20 protein-coding genes and 2 pseudogenes are annotated in these 21007 nt (G+C 44.6%); 5 read left to right on the forward strand and 17 right to left on the reverse strand.

The window, feature by feature from the left end; genetic code table 11:
* Window positions 1–85: 85 nt before the first annotated feature.
* Window positions 86–571, reverse strand: a complete 486-nt coding sequence (locus tag M3650_RS02615) for a hypothetical protein (protein ID WP_251572143.1) — start codon at window positions 569–571, stop codon at window positions 86–88.
* Window positions 572–846: 275 nt separating this feature from the next.
* On the opposite strand from M3650_RS02615, the gene M3650_RS02620 reads away from it, so the two are divergent.
* Complete coding sequence (locus M3650_RS02620; protein ID WP_251572145.1) at window positions 847–1758, forward strand: transposase; 912 nt, start codon at window positions 847–849, stop codon at window positions 1756–1758.
* A gap of 743 nt (window positions 1759–2501) precedes the next feature.
* Here M3650_RS02620 and M3650_RS02625 read toward each other — a convergent pair.
* The 12 genes from M3650_RS02625 to M3650_RS02680 all read right to left on the reverse strand — a co-directional run bounded on the left by M3650_RS02625 (window position 2502) and on the right by M3650_RS02680 (window position 14463).
* Entirely contained in the window at window positions 2502–2639 is a 138-nt protein-coding gene (locus M3650_RS02625; RefSeq protein WP_251572147.1) for a hypothetical protein, read from the reverse strand.
* A 23-nt stretch (window positions 2640–2662) separates the two neighbouring features.
* Window positions 2663–2992: a hypothetical protein gene (locus M3650_RS02630; RefSeq protein WP_251572149.1), complete on the reverse strand. Its 330-nt coding sequence runs from the start codon at window positions 2990–2992 to the stop codon at window positions 2663–2665.
* A 215-nt stretch (window positions 2993–3207) separates the two neighbouring features.
* On the reverse strand, window positions 3208–4497 hold the full coding sequence (locus M3650_RS02635) for an alpha-L-fucosidase (RefSeq protein WP_251572151.1): 1290 nt from the start codon (window positions 4495–4497) through the stop codon (window positions 3208–3210).
* A 119-nt stretch (window positions 4498–4616) separates the two neighbouring features.
* Window positions 4617–5171 carry a GNAT family N-acetyltransferase gene (locus M3650_RS02640; protein WP_251572153.1) on the reverse strand — a complete coding sequence of 185 codons (555 nt, stop codon included), beginning with the start codon at window positions 5169–5171 and terminating at the stop codon, window positions 4617–4619.
* 55 nt (window positions 5172–5226) lie between these two features.
* Window positions 5227–5697: a GNAT family N-acetyltransferase gene (locus M3650_RS02645; RefSeq protein WP_251572155.1), complete on the reverse strand. Its 471-nt coding sequence runs from the start codon at window positions 5695–5697 to the stop codon at window positions 5227–5229.
* Window positions 5698–6063: 366 nt separating this feature from the next.
* Window positions 6064–6252 (reverse strand): hypothetical protein, encoded by a 189-nt coding sequence (locus M3650_RS02650; RefSeq protein WP_251572157.1) that lies wholly within the window; start codon window positions 6250–6252, stop codon window positions 6064–6066.
* A gap of 15 nt (window positions 6253–6267) precedes the next feature.
* Window positions 6268–6729 (reverse strand): flavodoxin, encoded by a 462-nt coding sequence (locus M3650_RS02655; protein WP_251572159.1) that lies wholly within the window; start codon window positions 6727–6729, stop codon window positions 6268–6270.
* A gap of 130 nt (window positions 6730–6859) precedes the next feature.
* Window positions 6860–7540 (reverse strand): cobyrinic acid a,c-diamide synthase, encoded by a 681-nt coding sequence (locus tag M3650_RS02660; protein WP_251572160.1) that lies wholly within the window; start codon window positions 7538–7540, stop codon window positions 6860–6862.
* A gap of 187 nt (window positions 7541–7727) precedes the next feature.
* On the reverse strand, window positions 7728–8246 hold the full coding sequence (locus M3650_RS02665) for a GNAT family N-acetyltransferase (RefSeq protein ID WP_251572162.1): 519 nt from the start codon (window positions 8244–8246) through the stop codon (window positions 7728–7730).
* A 40-nt stretch (window positions 8247–8286) separates the two neighbouring features.
* On the reverse strand, window positions 8287–11397 hold the full coding sequence (locus M3650_RS02670) for a hybrid sensor histidine kinase/response regulator (RefSeq protein WP_251572164.1): 3111 nt from the start codon (window positions 11395–11397) through the stop codon (window positions 8287–8289).
* 281 nt (window positions 11398–11678) lie between these two features.
* Window positions 11679–12920 carry a 2,3-bisphosphoglycerate-independent phosphoglycerate mutase gene (gene apgM / locus M3650_RS02675; protein WP_251572166.1) on the reverse strand — a complete coding sequence of 414 codons (1242 nt, stop codon included), beginning with the start codon at window positions 12918–12920 and terminating at the stop codon, window positions 11679–11681.
* Window positions 12921–12960: 40 nt separating this feature from the next.
* Window positions 12961–14463 (reverse strand): SLC13 family permease, encoded by a 1503-nt coding sequence (locus M3650_RS02680; RefSeq protein ID WP_251572169.1) that lies wholly within the window; start codon window positions 14461–14463, stop codon window positions 12961–12963.
* Between the two features lie 137 nt (window positions 14464–14600).
* On the opposite strand from M3650_RS02680, the gene M3650_RS02685 reads away from it, so the two are divergent.
* The 3 genes and pseudogenes from M3650_RS02685 to M3650_RS32470 form a co-directional block, all read left to right on the forward strand.
* Window positions 14601–15524 carry a LysR family transcriptional regulator gene (locus M3650_RS02685; RefSeq protein WP_019424413.1) on the forward strand — a complete coding sequence of 308 codons (924 nt, stop codon included), beginning with the start codon at window positions 14601–14603 and terminating at the stop codon, window positions 15522–15524.
* A gap of 64 nt (window positions 15525–15588) precedes the next feature.
* Window positions 15589–16605, forward strand: coding sequence for a LacI family DNA-binding transcriptional regulator (locus M3650_RS02690; protein WP_251572172.1), 1017 nt, complete (start codon window positions 15589–15591; stop codon window positions 16603–16605).
* A gap of 446 nt (window positions 16606–17051) precedes the next feature.
* Window positions 17052–17147: pseudogene (locus M3650_RS32470) on the forward strand (IS3 family transposase); the annotation flags it as partial.
* Between the two features lie 217 nt (window positions 17148–17364).
* Here M3650_RS32470 and M3650_RS02695 read toward each other — a convergent pair.
* The 4 genes and pseudogenes from M3650_RS02695 to M3650_RS02705 all read right to left on the reverse strand — a co-directional run.
* Window positions 17365–17764, reverse strand: a pseudogene (locus tag M3650_RS02695) (transposase); the annotation flags it as partial.
* Complete coding sequence (locus M3650_RS31745; RefSeq protein WP_285848262.1) at window positions 17743–17865, reverse strand: hypothetical protein; 123 nt, start codon at window positions 17863–17865, stop codon at window positions 17743–17745. The gene M3650_RS31745 and the pseudogene M3650_RS02695, both read right to left, overlap by 22 nt.
* Window positions 17866–17973: 108 nt before the next feature.
* The gene (locus M3650_RS02700) at window positions 17974–19005 is read right to left on the reverse strand and encodes an alpha/beta fold hydrolase (protein WP_251572737.1); all 1032 of its coding nucleotides are present in this window, start codon (window positions 19003–19005) and stop codon (window positions 17974–17976) included.
* A gap of 706 nt (window positions 19006–19711) precedes the next feature.
* The gene (locus tag M3650_RS02705; RefSeq protein ID WP_251572174.1) at window positions 19712–20581 is read right to left on the reverse strand and encodes an alpha/beta fold hydrolase; all 870 of its coding nucleotides are present in this window, start codon (window positions 20579–20581) and stop codon (window positions 19712–19714) included.
* 167 nt (window positions 20582–20748) lie between these two features.
* Here M3650_RS02705 and M3650_RS02710 point away from each other — a divergent pair, with 167 nt between their 5' ends.
* Window positions 20749–20976 carry a hypothetical protein gene (locus M3650_RS02710; RefSeq protein ID WP_251572176.1) on the forward strand — a complete coding sequence of 76 codons (228 nt, stop codon included), beginning with the start codon at window positions 20749–20751 and terminating at the stop codon, window positions 20974–20976.
* The last annotated feature ends 31 nt before the right edge of the window (window positions 20977–21007 follow it).

The raw sequence follows: 21007 nt of genomic DNA on the forward strand, positions 1-21007 counted from the left end.
CATCCGAGTCGGGAATCCTCGGCAGGAGCATCCAGAGAGATGCCCTTGTGTGCTCGAAGCTACTCTTGATAAGCTGAAAGCCTACTTAACGATGAGCTTGATAAAAGGCCTGCAGCCTCTTCATTAAATCTTCCTTTAAACCCGGATTCGTGTCCACATTGATATAGGACTGCGGCGCAGTAAAATGAAAATCGCTTCTCAATTCCTCTAATGATAGGGGCTGAATTTCTCGTATCGACAAAATAGGTATGGCAAATCCTTTCTCTAACCCATCCAGATATGCTAATGTACCTTCGCGCGATCCGGGCTTCTCTTCTTCCGCAATGGCGGCAATGTTTTCGATCTTATCGATGATAGGCATTCCGAATTCAATATATCCTTGAATGGCTTTGGCTGGCGAACTTACGTAAATAAAAGCAGACACCGCTTCTTTAGAAAATTTTCTTCGATATTCATATTTCTTGGTTCCATTCAAAATGTCTGTATAAGGCTTCGGGCGCAAACTTAAAATGATTGTTTTCTTTGGTTGTTCAGGAATCTCGAATAATGTGGGTTGCATATCGGCGACCACCCTTTATTTTCGATTTTATCATTTACATTGAAAATTGCCGGCAGCAAATAAACGATTATCGATATTTTTGCTCCTACAAGAGGTTATACTTCACCTAGTCCTTTGCTTCACTCTCCCCGCCATTCAGAACAGCATACCATCCCCCCTGCATGCGAATAAATTTTAATAGTATTAGAAATCAAGCTTGAAATGCGAACGTTAGTTCTATATAATGAATATAAGAACATTTGTTCCATATTTAGGTCTATAAACCACATTGCGAGGAGGATGTCTTCATGGAAGCATTGCAATCTATTGATACATTGGAAGAGTTACAGCGTCAGTTTCATTCCGAATCTTCTTGCGTCTCTTTTCTATATAAGCTGAAGTGGCCAAATGGCTTTGTCTGCCCACGCTGTCAGCATGCCCATGCCTACGTCATCCGAACACGCAGGCTTCCACTGTACGAGTGCCGCGCTTGCCGCCATCAGACATCTCTCATCGTCGGTACGGTCATGGAAGGCAGCCGCACGTCTTTACAGAAGTGGCTCACAACATTCTGGCTTGTCTCCCGTTCCGATATCGGTATCAACGCCGTCCGGCTTAGCTCGATTATTCAGGTGACATACAAAACTGCCTGGTTGATGCTGCGTAAGATCCGGGCTTCAATTAGCCGCGCTGACACCGATCGGCCGCTGGCAGGGGTGGTTCATGGGTTCGTGGCCTTCTATGGCAGCCATCCATCAAGACAACTCAACCCGCGGGAATGCCCGCTAATCGTCGCCGAATCTGTCACACTAGACGGACAAACGGGTGATCTTAAGATGAAGCTTGTCGAGCCGACTCGCCTCTCCGACAAACTGCTGCTTCGTTCCGACTGTGAGCAATTCGCCGAATTGCATGTTGCCAAGACGGCTACCGAGACATCCATCACCCGACACAATTGTCGGGTTCGCCGCAAAAACCCCTTATATCAATCCTTCAAAAGGGCATGGCATTGGATGAACGACACCTTTCACGGGATAGGCGCTAAATATCTTCAGGCATACCTGGATGAATTTTGCTTTCGATTCAATAGCTCTCTCCATCATACGTCCGCTTGGGAGCAACTATTGTGCTTATGCGTGGCCGTGCTTTCCCCTGCCTCCGCTGCTTCTTACGACCGAAATGACGCCCCCTTAGTTTTAGGTGCTACGACAGCGGCATGACCAAGTTGATTGCGCTGCACCTTGCGAACTATTATTTCGAAGGCGTATTCACACATTATTAATCTGCTCTGTTCCAGCATTTTTTGGCTTTGTTCTAGCTGCTTTGCTCCGTTCCCAACTATGTTTGTTCCGGTTCAAATTTGAATTTTTGCGTTCTGGCTGTTACTTTTTGATCGTTTTGACTGTACTTATTGAGCTATTCCAGCTGTGCCTTTCTAGTCGTTCGAGGGGTACTTATCGACCTGTTTCAACTGTGCCTTTCTAGTCGTTCGAGGGGTACTTATCGACCTGTTTCAACTGTGCCTTTCTAGTCGTTCGAGGGTACTTATCGACCTGTTTCAACTATGCCTTTCTAGTCGTTCGAGGGTACTTATCGACCTGTTTCAACTGTGCCTTTCTAGTCGTTCGAGGGTACTTATCGACCTATTTCAACTATGACTTTCTAGTCGTTCGAGGGTACTTATTGACCTGTTTCAACTATGACTTTTTAATCGTTTTTGCTCTACTTTTTACTTCGGTCTGGCCGTTTTTGCTATGCCGCTCTGTATGTTGAAAAACTTTTTTAGAAATGATTATTTTCAGGCACAGTCTTCTGGCTATACATATCGAAAGTGAAAAAATAAGTACGGACGGTATATCCTATACCACCTTATGTAGTTTCTGAACTAAGGGGATAGTGGAACTAAGCATTAAAAGAAAAGCTCCTATCTTGAACATGATTCATCGTTCCCCCTTTCTCCTTGCTAAGCTAAGACACGCAACACATCGTCAATCTTCTTGCCATTGGCAATGACGCCAGTGTTCATCCACGTCATGAAGTCAATCTCATACACGCGGTGGTTGCGCATAACCGGAAGCGAACGCCATCTAGGATCCAGCAATTGAGCTCTTTCCGCGCCATCCTCTACGTCATGTCACTTGTCAAATGTGAAGACAGATGATCAGCATCCAGCTCGGAGTGCCTTTCCCATGGCACGCTCCTTTTCTCGGTTTCACCTGTCAATTGGCTGACAAGCGGATGCGGCTCCATGCCCAAATCCCGGTATACAGACCCCGTATATTCCAGATCCACACTGATGCATTCAGCCGATACCCGCAGGAAAGCAAACGTCTGTCCTTTCACCGAACGGGACAGCGCTGTTCTGAATCGTTTCAACTGCTGCATTGCTTCATTCTCTCGTTCCATCAGAAGGCGGACGTCCAGGAACAACTCTAGTACATCGCTATCTATCATGAATTGCTATGTAATTCTTAGCCTTAACTTTTCTATAAGTTCATCCTTGTTCAGTCTTAGCCATTGTGTTCTGTTAACCAATTGACACAATATAAATCTAAAATAATCACTTACCTCTTGCCCAGAATAATATTGCCCGCTACCCCCGGCACAGAAAGACTTCATGATAGCGATCTACCATGAAGTCTCACTTTATACTTTTTAGTTGTCCTTGCTTAGTTATGTGTTACTACCGCACCGGAACCTCCGTACATATCGAGTTCGCCTTCAAGTTCCAGCTTCAGAACGGTTACATGTTCATGTGCATCTTCTGGTGTCATATGAATCCAAGTTGTTCCTGGAATGTTGAACCAAGGCACGCCACCATGAATTTCATGGGTAAGCTCTTTGCCAGAGTGAAGCACTGTAATTTTCTTGATTTTGTTCGATAACCCTTTCAAGCAGACGCACTCTTTAGGATCGTCGTATACAAATAGATAAAGTGACTGTTTATCTTTAGATACCGTACTGCCGCCTAAATAGTATCGTGTATGAATCCCCTCGGTTGTTCCAAATACCGCTTCTTCATGAGTACTAATCCATTTGCCAAGCCCTAATAAAATATCCTCTTGTCTCTTATCTACCGTGCCATCTTCCATAGGTCCGATATCCAACAGCATGTTGCCGCCCATCGTGATGCAATCACAGAACATTCTGATGATTTGTTTCAAAGATTTATATTCGTTATCTGCCGGTTGATATCCCCAGGAGCTGTTGATGGTCGTGCAGAATTCCCATGGGCCTTCTGGTCGTGTTATCGGTATCCCCTGCTCCGGAGTTTTATAGTCTCCATGACCTTGAAGTCGTGAGTTGATAATAATCTCTGGATTGAACGATTGAAGATAGTGCTTGAATTCTGGCAGATTCCACTGTTTGGCGCTTCTTTCCCAGTCTCCGTCAAACCACAGCAAATCTACTTTTCCATAGTTGGTTAACAGTTCTTTTAATTGATTGTTGTTAAACTCAAGGAACCGTTTCCATTTTTCCTCGTCTTGAACGCCGTCTACTGGACTGGAGAATCTATTGACCTTGCTCAGATCCTCCGGCACCTTGCCGCCCTCATATACACTCGGATAGTCTGGATGTGACCAATCAATTAAAGAGTAGTACATCCCCAGCTTAATCCCTTTTTTGGTTATCGCTTCGGCATACTCTTTTATCAGGTCTTTTTGGGCAGGCGTCTTTTTCACGACGTTTAAGTCGGAATATTGGGTATCCCATAGAGCTACGCCATCATGGTGCTTTGTTGTTAACACGGCGTATTGTGCCCCTGACTTTTCAATCAGATCGGCCCATTTGTCTGCATCGAAGTTCTTGGCTGTAAAGCCATCTAATTGCTTCATGTAATCTTTGTGAGATATTCTTCCATTATAGAAAGACCAAGATTCTGCTATCCCATTGACCGCATAAATACCGTAATGAATGAAAATGCCTAACTTCGCTTCTTCAAACCACTGTTGCACCATGTTGTGTGTCCTCCTTAAGATGTTCTAGCTTTACTTTCTTATGTCCGAGCAATAATGTCAATAGAAAAAACCGTTTTCATTAGAACATTGGCGATTATTCACAATCATTCCGCCTGCTTCTACTCCATGTCGTCATTAAGGAGAACCATGTGGACATGATCTTCCCAATTCCCATTTATTTTCAAATATTTCTTTGCTGCGCCTTCATTATGGAATCCAAGCTTTTGAACTACTTTTATAGACGCAGTATTTCTGGGCATGATATTAGCTTCAATTCGATGCAGCTGCAAGATGTTGAAAGCAAATTCAATCATATGTTTGATTCCCTCGGTCATATAACCTTTGTTTCTCTCTTGTTCGTCGATTCGATAACCTAAATAACAGGATAGAAAGCCTCCTTTTACAATATTGCTCAGTGTAATAGAGCCAATTATTTTTTCAAGCTCATCTAATTTATACATCCATACTCTAACTAACTGTCCTCTTTCCATTTGTTGAATGTCTTGATGAATAAGGTTCTTTTGCGCTTCCAGCGTATAATAATCGGGAGCTCTGAGAATTTCCCATTCCTTTAAAAATTCCTTATTTCGTTGCACATAATCCAACACTTGAATCGCTTTAGATTCATCAATGGATGTTAGCTTTAATCTTGGAGTGACTAACTCAAGCTTCATGTTCAACCTCCTTCATGCTTTTTGGCTGTAACTTCGACCAACTTCATCTGGATAGCTATTTTACAACATAGCTCATTAAGGGCAAAGTTCTTCCTGCTGCAATACTGGACTGAATCTCACCGATTCGTTGCGCTCCCATCTTTTTATAGAAGTTTTCCGCAAACGGATCTGCTGCAATCTTAAACTCGCTGATTTGATTTTCTTTGCAGGTCATTAATACATGAGTCCATAATCGTTTTCCTAAACCATGGCCAATCCATTCAGGATCAACAAACATATATTCCAGATACGTTTGTTTTTCCTCATCATTAGATAAACCATAAAATCCATAAATCATATTACTGAGTTCTATAACATAAATAGGATTATTCTCAATAAAGTCACAAGTAATTGTTAGTTCAGCTTCACATCGTTTCAAAAATTCTGGATCATATCCCCAATAGCCTTTTGCTTTCATAGCTAATTGGCTTAGTTGTTGCGCATCAGTCTTCAACGCTTTCCGGATATAGCATGTTGAAAATTCCAATAGTCACTCCCCCTAACATAAATCTAAAATTGAAATGCATACCAAGCTCAGAAATATTTTACTATATTATTCCTTCTCATGAGTAGGTTTATTATGTATTCTTTTGAACAGCAAAAAGAGCCTTCTGTTCCTGAACAGAAGACTCCTCGTGCCCGAATCCAAAAAAATGTAGTCGCCCGCAAACTCTGGCACCATCTCGAACGATATTTCTTTAAGATCCTCTTTTGCCTTGATTAGCTGCTTTCCCCATCTGTCTCTACCCCTCTTTGAAATAGAAATGAACTTACATCCAATTCAAAAATAATGATAATCATTATCACATTTAATCTTGTTCATCATATCAAGTTTTGTTTGGAGCCGTCTATTTCAAAAAGTTATTGATTCGCTTTGGATAAATGTTAGTTTTCGGTTCCCGACGCCAATATGTCCTTCCAAGCGCCGCTTAGCTTGGCGGACTTTCTCCAAGTAGCGGGCGATCCACTTCTCCGCTTTCTGTTCTTTGCCTAGGAGCTTCCCGAGCAGCAGCGTCTCCTCCAATCCTGTTCCGCTATTCATCTGCACATCCGAGAGTTACAGCTGCAAGGCTCCATTGACGACGCTATACGCAAAATTCCGCCCAAATTCTCTGCACAATTGTTTGTCAGAGGCGGAGGGCGTCAGCTCTACTTTCAAGCCGTCTTGAACAAGCTCGGCTCCCAATTCCTGCACTTTAGCGATGAGAATATCTACCGCTTTCCCAACCTCAGGGTAGCTTGAATCACATGAGCCAAACACAGCAGCTTTCTTGCCTGACAGATCGAGCTCTTCCATTTCATCGTAAAAATCAAGGAATTCGTTCGGCAGTTCCCCATCCCCCCAAGTATAGGCACCCAACAATATTCCGTCGTAATCTGTCAGGTCGGCAGCGTATGCATCCATAACGTCCATCACGGTCAGGTTCCCTTCTTCCTCACGAACCCCTTCCGCTACCGCATCGGCCATCTCTTCGGTATTCCCGCTCATGCTGGCAAAAATCAAAATGATTTTTGGCATCATCATTCCACCCTTCATTTTCCATGCCAATGATCACACGGCATTATATTCGATATTGATAATCATTATCATAATATATTCAAACTTTATCTTATGCAATGCAATTACGCAATCCTAAAATTAACCCATTTCAGTGATATAAATTGCTGTTGAGCGGCCCTTCACTCATAACGCCAAGCATAAGGCGCAAAAAGTCAACCGAAGAACGATAATGTTCCGCTTGCGGATCGACGGTGTAGGCTGCGCCATTCAGCAGAGAGCACACTTCAATTTTTTCTGGCAACATGTGAAAGGCTTCATAAGCGAATACGATGGCAAGATGAATAAAAGCTTTAAACACTTGCGGCTCATCAGCGATCACATATTTTCGAATGACGAAGGACGCGTCCGAGCACTCTGCCATTTGCATTGTCATTGACAGGGTTGCTCCCAATTCCGCGGCTTGAACGGTAAGAGTCTCCCCCAACAGCAGCAGCGACTGGCCGGAGGATTCACTTGTCAAATATTCACTCAAATTGTAAGATACCGAACGCTTGATTAGAACGTAATGTTGTTCCGATTGGAATCGCTCCAGTTCTTGTGTCCAATACCTATCTATATCGTGAATGACGGAAGCCGGTGTTCTTGTCTCAGGGGCACGGGCATAATACGCATGCACGATCTTATTGACAGATGCTTGAGCTGCATTTATCCAGCTCGATTCGTGAGAATTCCGGCACTTGCGAAAATAACAACGTCGGCAGCGGACAAACCGTTCTAATTCATCGTCACTTAACCGCTCCTTACATACCGGTTTTCTCGGCAATAACATGGGCTTCCTCCTTAGCTGTTCGATTGAAATAATAGTGATAATGATTATCATTATTATTAATAGTTCTATTTTATTACAATCCACACATAGCTTTCAACCTGAAAACTCAATCCGGGTTTACACAGCAAAAAACACAGGCGGACTGCTGCCTGTGTCTATAATCCCTTGGGAAATATCTGAACCAGCCTCACAACATCAGCTGCTTTTCATATAAATTTGCGCTCCAGCCTTCTCCAACGACTGTTTTTTGAAAAACAAATCCAGCCTCCTTATAATATTGATTCAGTCCTGTATTTTCGGTCATGCAGTCCAATCTGAAAAATCGCTTTCCTTCCCTTCTTACATATTGCTCAGCCCATTCCAATAGCTTGTGTCCCATCCTCATCCCGCTATATGTTCTGCTTACCACCAATCGGTGCAAGTAACCTGATTCCTCATTATCTAGCTCTTGCCATATCGGTTTGTCATTCCATTGGATCGAAAAACATCCGATTCCGGTCTGACCCGCTAAGGCTACAAACACTTCTTTTTCTTGCATGAAGTTCTCTATATATTCTTTTGTGAAAGTGTGCTCACTCCACAGATTAATGCCTCTTGCGACTCTCCAGCGGGCAGCTACAACATAGAGCTCTTGTAAAATGCCAACGTAATCGGCATTCGCTCGTTTGATCACAAGATTAGAACCAGTTTCATTCAAGGTTGTCACCTTTACCATTCACCTGTCTTAATGATGCTTTAGGATGTATTCATTGCAAAAAAAGCGGGTCCTTCCCTGGCTTGGGAATAATGAACGAGATCGAAGTTCCTTCCCCGGGCTTGCTTGCAATGGACAAGCCTTTGCCATACAGTTGCTTTAACCTCCGGTCCGTATTTAGCAATCCGATTCCTCTATCGCTGCGTTGCGTGCTGTCCAGCAAATTTCGCACCTTCTCCTCGTCCATGCCTGCACCGTCATCCGATATCGTAAAGGCCCAGCAATTGCTGTCATCCGTGATGTGGATACGAACGGTTCCGCCTTTGCGTTGGCTTAGAATTCCGTGTTTGACGGCATTTTCGACGAGCGGCTGGATGGTGAGGGGAGGCAATTGCAACCGGATGTCCAGTTCTACCTCCCAGACAATATGTAATCTATCCTCAAATCGTTCCTTCTCGATGTACAGATACGAACGGACGAGTTCAAGCTCATGCTCGAGCGGAACAAGCTGTTCCGAGTTCCAGAAGTCGAAGCTGATTCGCAGAAAAGAGCTAAAAGCTTCGACCAGCTTTTGCATTTTGTCCGTATCTATAGTGCTTAACGCCATAATCGAGTTCAACGTGTTGAACAAAAAGTGAGGTTGAATTTGAGCTTGCAGATAAGCAGCTTCGATACGCAGACGTTCACTGACAGACTGCTTCAACGTGGCCAATGCCCGGACGCGGTATTTCAATTCCAAAGCATCGACCGGTTTGGTGACATAATCGTTGGCTCCTGACAAAAATCCGGAATACACGTCTTCCGGCTGATTCCGTGCCGTCAGCAGTAAAATCGGCAGCTCGGCAATCGAGAATCGCTCCCGTACAATCCGAGCCAATTCATATCCGGACATCTGAGGCATCATGACGTCTGCAATTATCAGATCCCATTGCTCGGCATCCAGCATCCCGATGGCTTCTCTCCCGGATACCGCTGTCCCGATATCATACTGTTCCGTAGACAAAATGTTGCATAACACCTTCAAATTAATGGGATCATCATCAACAGCCAATATTTTCATCGTGTCTGTTGCGGTACTATGGCTAGTATCCGGCAGGACGGACCATAGTTCAGGTGTGGCTGTGTAATGCAAGACTAGGACCTCGTCAGAGTCATCTAATTCCGGGACCATTGATGCCGCTTCCTCGCGACGGAGGAAGTCGCTAGACAACGGAAGCGTAAAAGTGAATTTCGATCCTTCGCCCGGTGTCGAGCGAACCGTCAGCTTCCCGCCATGCAATTCCACCAGTTGCTTGCAGATGCTCAGTCCGAGCCCGATACCTCCACCGGTGCTAATGCCGGGCACTCCTTGCTCATAAGGCTGAAAAACTCGACTTTGCGTGTCCTCATCCATCCCAATTCCTGTATCCGATACATGAATGACCGCTTGGCCACCCTTGGTTTCGGCTGAAATGGAAATGGTACCCTCTTCCGTATATTTAACTGCGTTGTGCAGCAGGTTGAACAGAATTTGAACAAGCCTTTTCTCATCGGCTATAACATGAGGGAACGATTCCGGTATATCCATGCTGAACCGAATCGGCTTGCCTTCCGTCATAAATCCGAGCATGTCCACAACCCCCGAAGCGACAGATTGCACGCGCAGATCAGCTGGTTGGAGCACGATCCTCTTTTCATTAAGCCGCGACAAGTCGAGCAAATCGTTCAGCATTTGCGACATTCGCCGGCTTATCGTAATGAGCAGTTCAAAATCTTTGCGGCTCTTTTCATTCATCGAGTGCCGCTCATTAGCCGCGATGGTGTGTGCAATGTTAATGATGCCATGAAGCGGAGTTCTCAGCTCGTGCGAAGTATTTGCTAGAAATTCATCCTTCAGCTTGTCCTCTCGTAGAAGCCGAGCGGTAAGCTTGGCGTTTTGCTCGGCATGGCGATAATACCTTTTGAACCAAAAAGCCGAAAAACCAATGATTCCTGCAAAGATATCCCATGGATAGAAGGTCACGTCGACCCAATTGAAAGTCTTCACGATTCCCCAAATGATGCTGGATGTTAAGCTGACAGCCGCCATTAACAAAAATACGATGTCGTTGTAATTTTTCAACAGCATTTTACCTATCGCATATAGAACTGCCAAGACAGGAAAAAGATAAAAGAACAGGAATAACCATCCGCTGTATATCACATACTGTACCGGCGAAAAGAAAATAAACGCAGTGTACAATCCGAGCGGGACATAAAACCAACGAAACGATTTATTGATTTCTTGTTCGGGAAACAGGCTAGTCGTCAGCTTCAACATGAACAGCGATATGCCCAGATACGCCAACCATTTAATTTTGACTGCCCACGTGTAGTTAATCGGCAGCCAGATGAGCAGCAAAGTACTGTCGTCTGCAGCAACAGACAATGCTGAACATACGAGTAACAAAAACAGACAACTGAATACCTGCTGCCGCCTGTTGAAAACGTACATAATACCCGCATACAGGCCGTGCAGCAGCAAAATGATAAAAGTAACCAGTTGAAAACCTATCGAGTACATCCACTCGTTGTCAATGGCCGCTTGCGACCCGAATCGGAGCGACTGGATAATGCCGCCTTGCACGGGATTATCGAAATTGGCTGCTTGCACGATAATTTCGAGTTCTCGCTGATCACCTGCTGTATACGTTGCAGTATAAGAGTTGGCTTTGGGCTTATAATTCTCGGCTTGCTCCGCAGGCGAGCCGAACTTGGCCAGCAATTGTCCATTCATGAATAGCATCGAGGAAGTCTGGATGTTACGAATCCAAAATCCGTAAGGCTGGTTCAAACTGCCCCCCGTAAGAATACGCAGCCTGTACGTGCCATAGCCATAGGAAGAATCGCCCTTGCCTGACATAGAAGAGCGCCAATCTCCCGGAACTTTAACGTAAGATTGCGATGGAAATGAAAATGCATCGGCATCATTTTGCTCCAAAAACATGCCCGGGTAAAATTCCCATTCGCCATTCAACATGATAGAACGTTGATTTTCAAAATCCCAATCGCGCAAATCCAGCACGCCTTGAGCCGCTAGCGGGTGTTCCGGGGGCAGTTGAAAAGATAGCCAAACGAAGCGCAGGCCTGTAAGCGCGGCTAGCAATAGTCCTGCAATGAAAAATAATTTACGATTCGACATCATACCTTATAACTCGGCATAATCCTGCATCCCCCTATCGAAGTTGATGAGCCGTCAGCATCGTTATCATTGTGGTCTGATTCAAAACCAAATTCAGTTCATGACGAATCGATTTTGGGCTAATAATGACGAATTGTCAACCCTAGTACGGAGCTCAGCCTGACAGTCTTCATGCACGGTTGTTTACGGCGGGTTGTTGATACGCCTTTTGCCCAAAAAAAAAGCCACCATCGTCCTTAAAGCGCCGACAGTGGTTGTGCCCGTTCCTATCCAGTTTTCAGCATTTAATTTCCTTGTTTCTTCACATATCCCATCAGACCATGCAAGGTCCTCACGAACTCAGAACCTGACATGCGGCCTAATGCGCCATAAGCACAGTCTATTTCATTATAAGATGTTACCCGATCTTTTCGGATACTGGGGCCGTATATCACTACCGGAACCGGTTCGCCCGTGTGCTCCTTAACCTCACATGGTGTTGAATGATCCGCGGCCAAAGCCAAATATACATTTTCGGGCAAATGATTCGCGATTAACCCAACCATACGATCAAACTGTTCAAGAGATTGTGCCTTTTTAAAAGGTTCATTATCATGCCCCATTAAATCCGGAGCCTTGAGATGAACGTAGACGATATCATGATCAGCAATTTGCTCGAGCGCAAGTTTCGCTTTTAATTCAACGTCGGTATCTAAGCTGCCGGTCAGCTTTACGTCGGTGACCGCGTTATATCCAGCCAATTTAGCTGCCCCAAGAACCGTGCTTTCCGCAGCGATGCAGCTGCCGCGGAAATGCATATTCGCAGCTATGGGCTCCAATTGCGCCATTCGTCCAGCACCTCGGGTGAGAATGAAATTCGCAGGTGGATGTCCTTGCGCAATACGCTCTCGATTAATCGGATGCGATGCAAGAATCGAATGGGCTTGCTTAAGAAACAGGTTGACTGCAATCGCGGTCCGCTTCGCTTCCACCGTATCATCCCGTGCTTCAACGGGATGATACGCCTTCCCATCGTTCGGGGCTTTCGGGTCAGAATCACTGATCTGATCGCTAAGACCATTGCCACGTATAACAAGTACGGCCCGATGTTCCGTTGCTGGCTTGAAATAAGCACGGATGCCCTCGGTGATTTCCATGCCATTAAGCGCTTCGGCAAGCCCGGCCGTATTCTCGCGAATTCGCCCGGCACGACGGTCCAGGACAATCCCCTCATCATTGATCGTAGCAAAGTTGCAGCGAAGAACGACATCTCCGGGCTGGACTTCCATACCGATTCCCAGCGCTTCAATGGGGCCGCGTCCCGGATAATGATCCGGTTGAAACCCGAATAATATCATATGTCCCATATCGGTGCCAACTGGAATTCCTGACCCGATTAAGTCCATCATACCGGTTATTCCTTCCGAGGCTAACCGATCTAAATTTGGAGTATGAGCATATTCCAACGGTGTTTTATGACCTAACAGCGGATGCGGACGATCTCCTGATCCATCCGCAATCGCCATAATTACTTTTCTGTATAGCATACACGCACTCCTCTATCATTTGCTAGTCTAGCAATGTGTCTTATAATCGATATCCAAGAATTTGGAACCACGTAAATACGGAGAGACTAATGACTGCAGCACCGATAAAGCAGGTAACGACTGCATATTTCACTTGATCAAATACACTGAAATATCCAGTGGAGAAATAAATCGTATTTACTTTCGAATGTGGCGGCAAAGTGATCGTATAGGTTAAAGTCATGGCCGAAGCCAACGCCAGGGTAACAGGGTCCATGCCTAACGTTTTGGCAAGTGCGATAAAAGCGGGAATAAGGATCGTTGTCCGTACGGTCTTGCTCGTGAAAATTAAGTGACTGTACATGCTGATGAATATAACAACAACATAGACGAGCATATGATTCATTTGTTCCAGACCCAGACCATAGACGACTTTATTGATCATCCATTCCGCGCCTTTCGATTTCTCAAGCGCATTCCCGACGGCGTAAGCGCCTGCTGCAAAAATCATCAGATCCCACTTAATGTTAGCTTCCTTCCAGGTAAGCAATCCGATTCTTGGAAGCAAACAAAGCACACCTGCAATGACCGACGTCATATATACACTAATTTCAAAGCCAAACAAGGCCTTGTGATAATCTTCCGTTGCCCATAACAAGACAGTAAATAAGAAGATTGTCATTGCTTTTTTCTCATCAAGCGAGAATTTCTCCAGCTTCTTTAATTCTTCTTTAAGTTTTGACATCGCGCCTTCGAACTCCGCTTCCCCTTTAAAAGAAAAGAGCCTTAAACCAACGAAGAATGTAAGCAACATGGTAATGATGGCGGTTGGCATGGAGGCTGCTAACCAATCCATATATCCGATCGAGCCTCCGGCTTGCTCATTAATAAAACCAACGGCAATGATGTTCGCAGCTGTCGCAGTCATGACGCCGGAAGTGGCAATCGCATCGGCTTGAACACCTTGCAGCATCATTAATTTGCCGAAATTGCTTTTACCCGGTGTTGCTTTATAAATCTCTAACAAAATTAAACAGATCGGAACCATTAACGTTGCGCGTGCTGTCGTTGATGGAACGAAGAACGCGAGGGCAAAGTTGATAAAAATTAAGACAAGTAATGTTTTCTTTGGCGTCTGTCCGAATTTGGTTACCATCCATAATGCGAATCTCCGCGCCAAATTAGACTTAATCATGGCAGAAGTGAGAATAAACGCGGAGACCATGAGCCAAATGACATCAAATCCAAGCGTCCCAAATGCCGTCTTTTCTTCGGCTGTGCCGGATAAGCTCAAAATAACAATGGCGATCATGGAGGTTAAGTAAATAGGCAATGCGCCGCTAACCCATAGTATAAGTGCACTGGCGAAGATCGCAACCGCTTTTTGAGCCTGCGGTTCCATGCCTGCGGGCGTTGGCATGAACATCAGTACGAGAAACACAATGACCGCAAGCGGAATCCCGACTTTCTTAAATAACGCTTCAAAACGACCTTTCTTACCACCCGCCTCTGGTTTGTTTGGTTCCGTGGAATTGCCGCCTGATTTTAATGGCTTAGTAGTCATTAAATAATCCTCCCAAAATGATAAAGAAATGATTGCGTTTTCATTATAGCGGAGACTATAATTATAAGACAATTTGATTGTATAATAGTATTCATAACATTTCCTTATAGATGGTGCGTAGGAGGATGAGGCTCACGATGAACATCAACAAACTCGAAACCTTCATCACGTTATCCAATTGTTTGAGCTTTACAGAGGCAGCGGAACAACTCTACTGTTCTCAACCTGCGGTCAGTATGCAAATTCTAAGTTTAGAAGAAGACTTGGATACGCGCCTGTTTGACCGCATCGGTAAAAAGTTATACTTAACAAAACAGGGCGAGCAATTTAAGCCGTATGCGGAACAGATTGTGAATTTGCTGCAAGCAGCCAAAGAGCATCTCCATCAAATGGAGGATATGTCATCGGGGACACTTTCCTTTGGCGCAAGCAACTTTGTCGGCGTTTATTTGCTTCCACCCTTGCTTGCTCAGTATAAAGAACAATTTCCCAATATTAACATCAGCATGAAAATTACTTCGTCCCAACAGCTCACGCAGCTGCTGGAGTCAAATAGCATAGAATTCCTTATTTTATCGGATCAAATTGCAATCGATGAATCTCGCTTTTATACCGCAACATATTATCAAGATCACCTTGTTTTTATTGCGCCGCCATACCATCCATTAGCACAGAAAGAAGTTTGCACGCTGCATGATCTGCAACAAGAGACATTTCTCATGAAGCCGGACAAATCAGCAACTAGGCATTTTCTTGATCAAAGGTTTCAACAGACGGGGATATCAATTTCCAGTATCATGGAAATCAGCAGCTTAGAAGGCATCAAACAAGGGGTTATCCATGGACTTGGGATTTCTGCGGTTTCGGAGTTTGCGGTCAAGCAGGAAATCGCTGGCGGGCTGCTTGTTAAACTCCCTGTGGAGGATGTAAAATTTGAGCGGGGCATTCGTTACATTTATCATAAAAAAAAGCATCTATCCCCCGCAGCGAGAGAGTTCATCAAATTGCTGGATGCAGCTCCACACAGATCTTGGGATCAACCTGCGGATTTCAGAAAATGAATATAATATTATAGCCTTATCTGCCCTAATATACTTACGATTTGTTAGTAAAGGAATGAGATATATGCAACAGAAATCTATGACAATTCAGGAAGTGGCGCAGTTAGCGGGTGTATCTGTAGCGACGGTATCCAGGGTATTGAATGACAGTTCTCTGGTCAAAGAAGAGACTCGCAACAAAGTATTAAGCGTCATACACAAATTCAATTACCAGCCGAACCTGTTGGGACGGGATTTACGGAGATCGGAGACGATGAAGGTGCTCGTATTGACTCCGACCCTGGAACAATCCATTTTTGCCGATATTGTCAAAGGCATCGAAAATCGCGGAAAAGAGGATGGCTATTATGTATTGGTCTGTCCAACTTCGAATCATGCGAATCGGGAAAGGGAATTGTTCCAAATGCTGCAACACAGGCTTGCCGACGGTGTCATCGTCATTAGTTCGACTCTCAGCAAAGAAGAGCTTAGCGGATTGGGACAAAAGCACAGCATCGTTCAGTGCTTAGAAATTACTGACGCCTCTTATACTTGCGGTGTATCCATCGATGATGAACAGGCGGCCTTTGACGCAGTCAGTCATCTAATCGAATTAGGACATCGGCGTATCGCCCTAATCGGGGGGCCCATGTTGAATAACTCAACACGCCTTCGAGAGCAGGGATATCGGAGGGCGTTGAACCAATCCGACATTCCTTTTCGGCAGGAATGGGTGAAGTATGGGGATTATGACCATCATGATGGCGAAGTGCTTACGAACGAGTTACTAGAGTTACAACATGCGCCTACTTCTATATTTTGCATGAACGACAGCATGGCTATCGGATGTGTCAATGCGATTAGCAAAGCGGGATACGAGGTACCGGAGGATTTTGCAGTAATCGGATTTGACAATACCCGTGAAGCTACGATGTCCTTGCCGGCACTGACAACCATTCACCAGCCCAAATATGATCTGGGCTACACGGCGATGAATTTGCTCATTCATAACATGACGTCAAAGGAGAAAAAATATGAACATGTGACGTTAACGCATCAACTGATAGAACGTGCGTCTACCGTGGAAAAGGAAAAAGAATAGTTCGGAATAGCATTCAGAAAAAGGATAGCGGAACCGGTTCAGTTGGCGCTTTGGCCGACTGCTTCCGGTTCTTTTTTGTTCCTGTTCTGCCAAAGGGCTGAAAGCCGTTCTATACAAGCATCAATGATTGGACTTATTGGTGCAACCGGACCGAGTATAAATATGAACTTGATCCTTGGCAAGGTGGAGCGTGTGCAAATAGACTCGGCCGCCTATGCGGGAAACTATAAAACAGCGATCGAGCAATGGAAGCCGGGACGCGAAGGTCAAGAGCTCTTATGATAAAGAATTGGAGATGTCAGAAGAAAATAAAGTCTTAGAGCGGAGTAGTTGAGCTCCTGGTTGCACCCAGACGTGGCCGGACGGCTTATTCGTAAGCCGTCCTATGGAAGGTTTTGGGGAACACTCAAGTGCGAGAAGTATTACCTGCATAATACGCGACCTTTGAAAAGTTAGAAAAGGATGTTGGAGATTACTTTCGCTTTTATAACTACGACCGATTACAAGCTAAATTAAACAGCCTTAGTCCGATGGAATCGTAGATAAAGTAAGCTGCAACAAGTTCTTGCCAAGGTGTTGCTATTTTTTCACCCAAGTAGCAATGACTGCTGCAAAAGCGAGAGGAACACTAAAAGCAACCGAAAGACAAATGGGGATAAATAGAATATACAAATTTTTCAACAACAACACCTTTGTGGCACTTTTTATGATAAGGGGAATATCTTGGGTTTTATATAGGACGGATTGTCAAGCCAAGTGTTACAGTTCACTCATGAATGATTCGTAAGCAGTTTTCCACCCGAGGCATTTCCCTGGACGGTTATTAATCAATTCTATTGCATGCGAAAGTTCTTCCTCTGTGACCATAGCAAGGTTTTGATGACAAGCGAACTCTTTCCCTCGATCCACGGTGGCCGTTTGAAACGTGGCTGATGGATAATCCTTAACTACTTACGCAGGCTTTGCTTTTACCACGACTGGATACGACTGTATCGAGTTCTCAGTGTCCGAAGCTCTCACGCTTTCGGATTTCCTTGGGACGCTGGTTGATCGTTCTGCCGATATTGAACCGTTCACGCGTTTCTATTGGCTTGCGCCGCTTTCCTTTATGACGAAGAATCTCAACATCGCCTTGCACTAATAGGCCTGAATATAACCAGTTCGTCCTAGTTCCCTCGCTATGACTCGGGTGGACCAGTCCTGGCTGTGCAGGAACTCTAGCTTCTCCCGTTCGAACATGTTAAAATGTGAGTAACTCATGAATGATTCCTCCGTGTAATGGTTGTTGTGGTGACTCCATTTTACACGAATCAATCATGAGCCATTTTTTTATTTAATGGTAACTGTCGCACTTCATATTACAATCCGTCATTTTGCGAACGAATCCACCATCCACTTTGAGAATTTTTCTTTTTCTTCAAATTGCGGATAATGAGCGGATTGGTCGTACGTTATAAATTCCTTTTTATTTGCATCAATCTGATCAAAGTATGTTTTGGCTGATTTCGTGGAAGTCATGTAGTCGTATTGTCCCATTATAAAATACACCGGTAAATCTAGTTTTGTGACGATCGTCGGCAGAGGTTTTTTGAATGCTTGCCCTATTAAAATTTCTTGTGCATAGGATATGCTACGGTAATAACGGATGCGATCTAATAAGTTATATTCCGGACCGAACAATAAACCATTATCCATGTCCGCATTAGCATCGATCAGTCTTGCAGCACCGCCATATTTTCGAACATAATGGCGTGGAAGATACATATCGCCGCTTTTAACTTTTTCAGTTAACCCTTGCAAATACTCGACGTCGGTTGTATTACCGCTCAATTTTGCTTGATCAATCGTGAAATTCAAACCATCCAATTCGCTTTCTAAGGTATTGGACATCTGTCCGATGCCGATATAGGCTTCATATTTTTCAGGAGCTTGTTGCGCAGCCTGTATGCCAATATATGTTCCAAAGGAATGGCCGACTAGTATGACCTTCTTTTGGTTGAAACGAGTGGATATGTAATCCGTCACAGCCAATAAATCTTTCACTAATAGATCGGTCGAAAGGTTGGAATAATCTTCTCCAAAGTGATAAGATTTCCCGCTAGCTCTTTGGTCGTAACGGACAATCGTGAAATTCTTCTCCAATAGGTCTTGGTATTTGGTTACATAGGGTATTTCCGAAACACCTGGACCCCCGTGTACAAAAATTACAATAGGATTGTTCTTATCCTGACCTCGTATCATCAATTCATGACCGGTGCCATTAATTTCGACTTGCTCGAGTACGCTTATGCTGTTTACGCCGTCTATTTTGGGAGTCCATGTGGGAAAAATCAATGCTAACCCAACAAGTGAAATAATAGTTGCTCCCAAATAAAGCAGAACTCTTCTTACCTTTTTGATAGTCTCATCTCCCTAGTCTTGTATGAATGAATATGGAATAACATCGTCCTACATTGAAATCTATGACGCAAAAGTTCATTTGATCAGTTTGAGCCGCGCTCTCGTGTATGATCCGACCATCTTTGAGAACCATGTTCCTGTATCGGTTAGAAGAATATAGACTTTCTTACTCACTTCCACCTGTACTTAATAAAATAATTGTAATCGAGGAAAGATTTTGGGGAAACGTACAAACGTCGGGATTTTTACTAGACCCGGGACGAGGAAGGAGATTCAAAATCAATCCCAGCGGCACACCCACCTACCAGTAACTTTATATTCCTCGTTTGGCTCTATTTTGCTGACCCGTATTCTCCTTGGCAACGAGGCAGAAGCCGGCTGAGACGCGTGGACGATTCACAGTGGGGACTCCCATCAGCCAAAGACCTCGTGAGATCCGTAAGCGGAAATGGTAATGGTCTGTTGCGAGAATTCTTCCCCAAGGGCCACGAGGGTGGGTTTCGGTGATGTGCCTTTGGAGAAACAGGTATGTCCATTGCTTGGCCCATACGACATACGTTAAACAAAAACCGGCAATCAAACCAATGCAGGTCGTCAGATAAACAACCCATAACTATGGAATGAGGCGATCAGTCGGCATGACAAAAAATCCGGCAACCTCTTGCCGGACTTTCATGACCGCTTTCCGTAAAAATATTTCGTCCCCTTATGCCAGCGGGTGTTGCATGGACTCAGACGATTCTTCAAGTATCTTAGCTGCCAGATAAGGCTCGACTTCAGGCTGCTTCTCTTCCCGCTTTACTTCGTTCTCCTGCCTCCGAATCCATTGCTGGATCAGCTCATTCATTTCCAACGCGTTTTTGGTTGGAATCTGATGCTTGGCGCCCTTAATCCAGTAGAGCTGATAGTGCGGTAAATTCCTTTGCAGCTTTCCCGCGTAACGGAAGAACCCAAGATCCTTTTTTCCGTAAATGAGCATGATTGGAGCCTTGATTTTTTTCAATTGACTTGTGCAGTTATAAGTTAAGCTGCAGCGGTAATACTGACGCCAATTGTCGGTTCTCCCGAGCTTTGCCGTCCGCTTTAAATTGTTATACGTTTCCCGGCTGTCGGCATTGCCCCGCGTGATGGCCCATGCAAGCAGATTTTTGGCTTTCACATTCGTCAATGCGATTGCCAGCGCGATTCTCCATCGCAGCCAATAATCGCTCGCCTCAGACATCGTGCTGACTAGTATACCGCCTTGGAACCTGTCAGGGTATGATAACAACGCGTGCAGAGCAATCGTTCCCCCTGTGGAGTAGCCACATAAATAAGCTTTGTCAATTCCGAGCTTATTCATCAACTGCAGCATGTCCCGTACAATGAGCGGGTACGTTATCGGTTCTTTCGAGACATCGCTTAATCCATGGCCGCGAATGTCGAACGTGATGACCTTGAAATGCGCCGATAGCTGAGCGACTTGATAATTGAAGTTCTCCGATGTCAACAATGGCGGATGAATAAACAATATCGGAACACCTTTACCGTAAACATGATAGTGCAGGTTTACGCCGTTAATCATTTTCTTCGGCATCCATGTCACCTCTCTCTTCTGTTCTTTGGTAAAGATGCCCTTTCTTGCGTATATTTATGCCAGTAGGGACATTTTCATCAAAAACAAATGCCATCAGTACAAGTGAACATACCTCATCGGTGTCAGTCCAATATAATGTACCAACTAAACGAAAGGAGTTGTACCGTATGTCCTGTAGACCGCATTGCCCGCCAGCTGAACCTATCATTTGTCCGACGGATCCGATCATCCGCGATTTTTTTCATCCGCAAATCCTTCCCGTCATTCACCCCATTGAAATTGTGAACCGTCACCATTGCGTTCCGATACCGCGGCACTTTTTCACGTTCAATACTATTGATGAAGGGGTAGCGACCATTAGCCGAGTAAACAAAAAAAAGAAACGGCGCGCATAAATACGGCACACTCCGTTCAAAGTATAGCCAC

The organism is Paenibacillus sp. MER TA 81-3 (assembly GCF_023713585.1).
GTDB lineage: Bacteria > Bacillota > Bacilli > Paenibacillales > Paenibacillaceae > Paenibacillus_B > Paenibacillus_B profundus.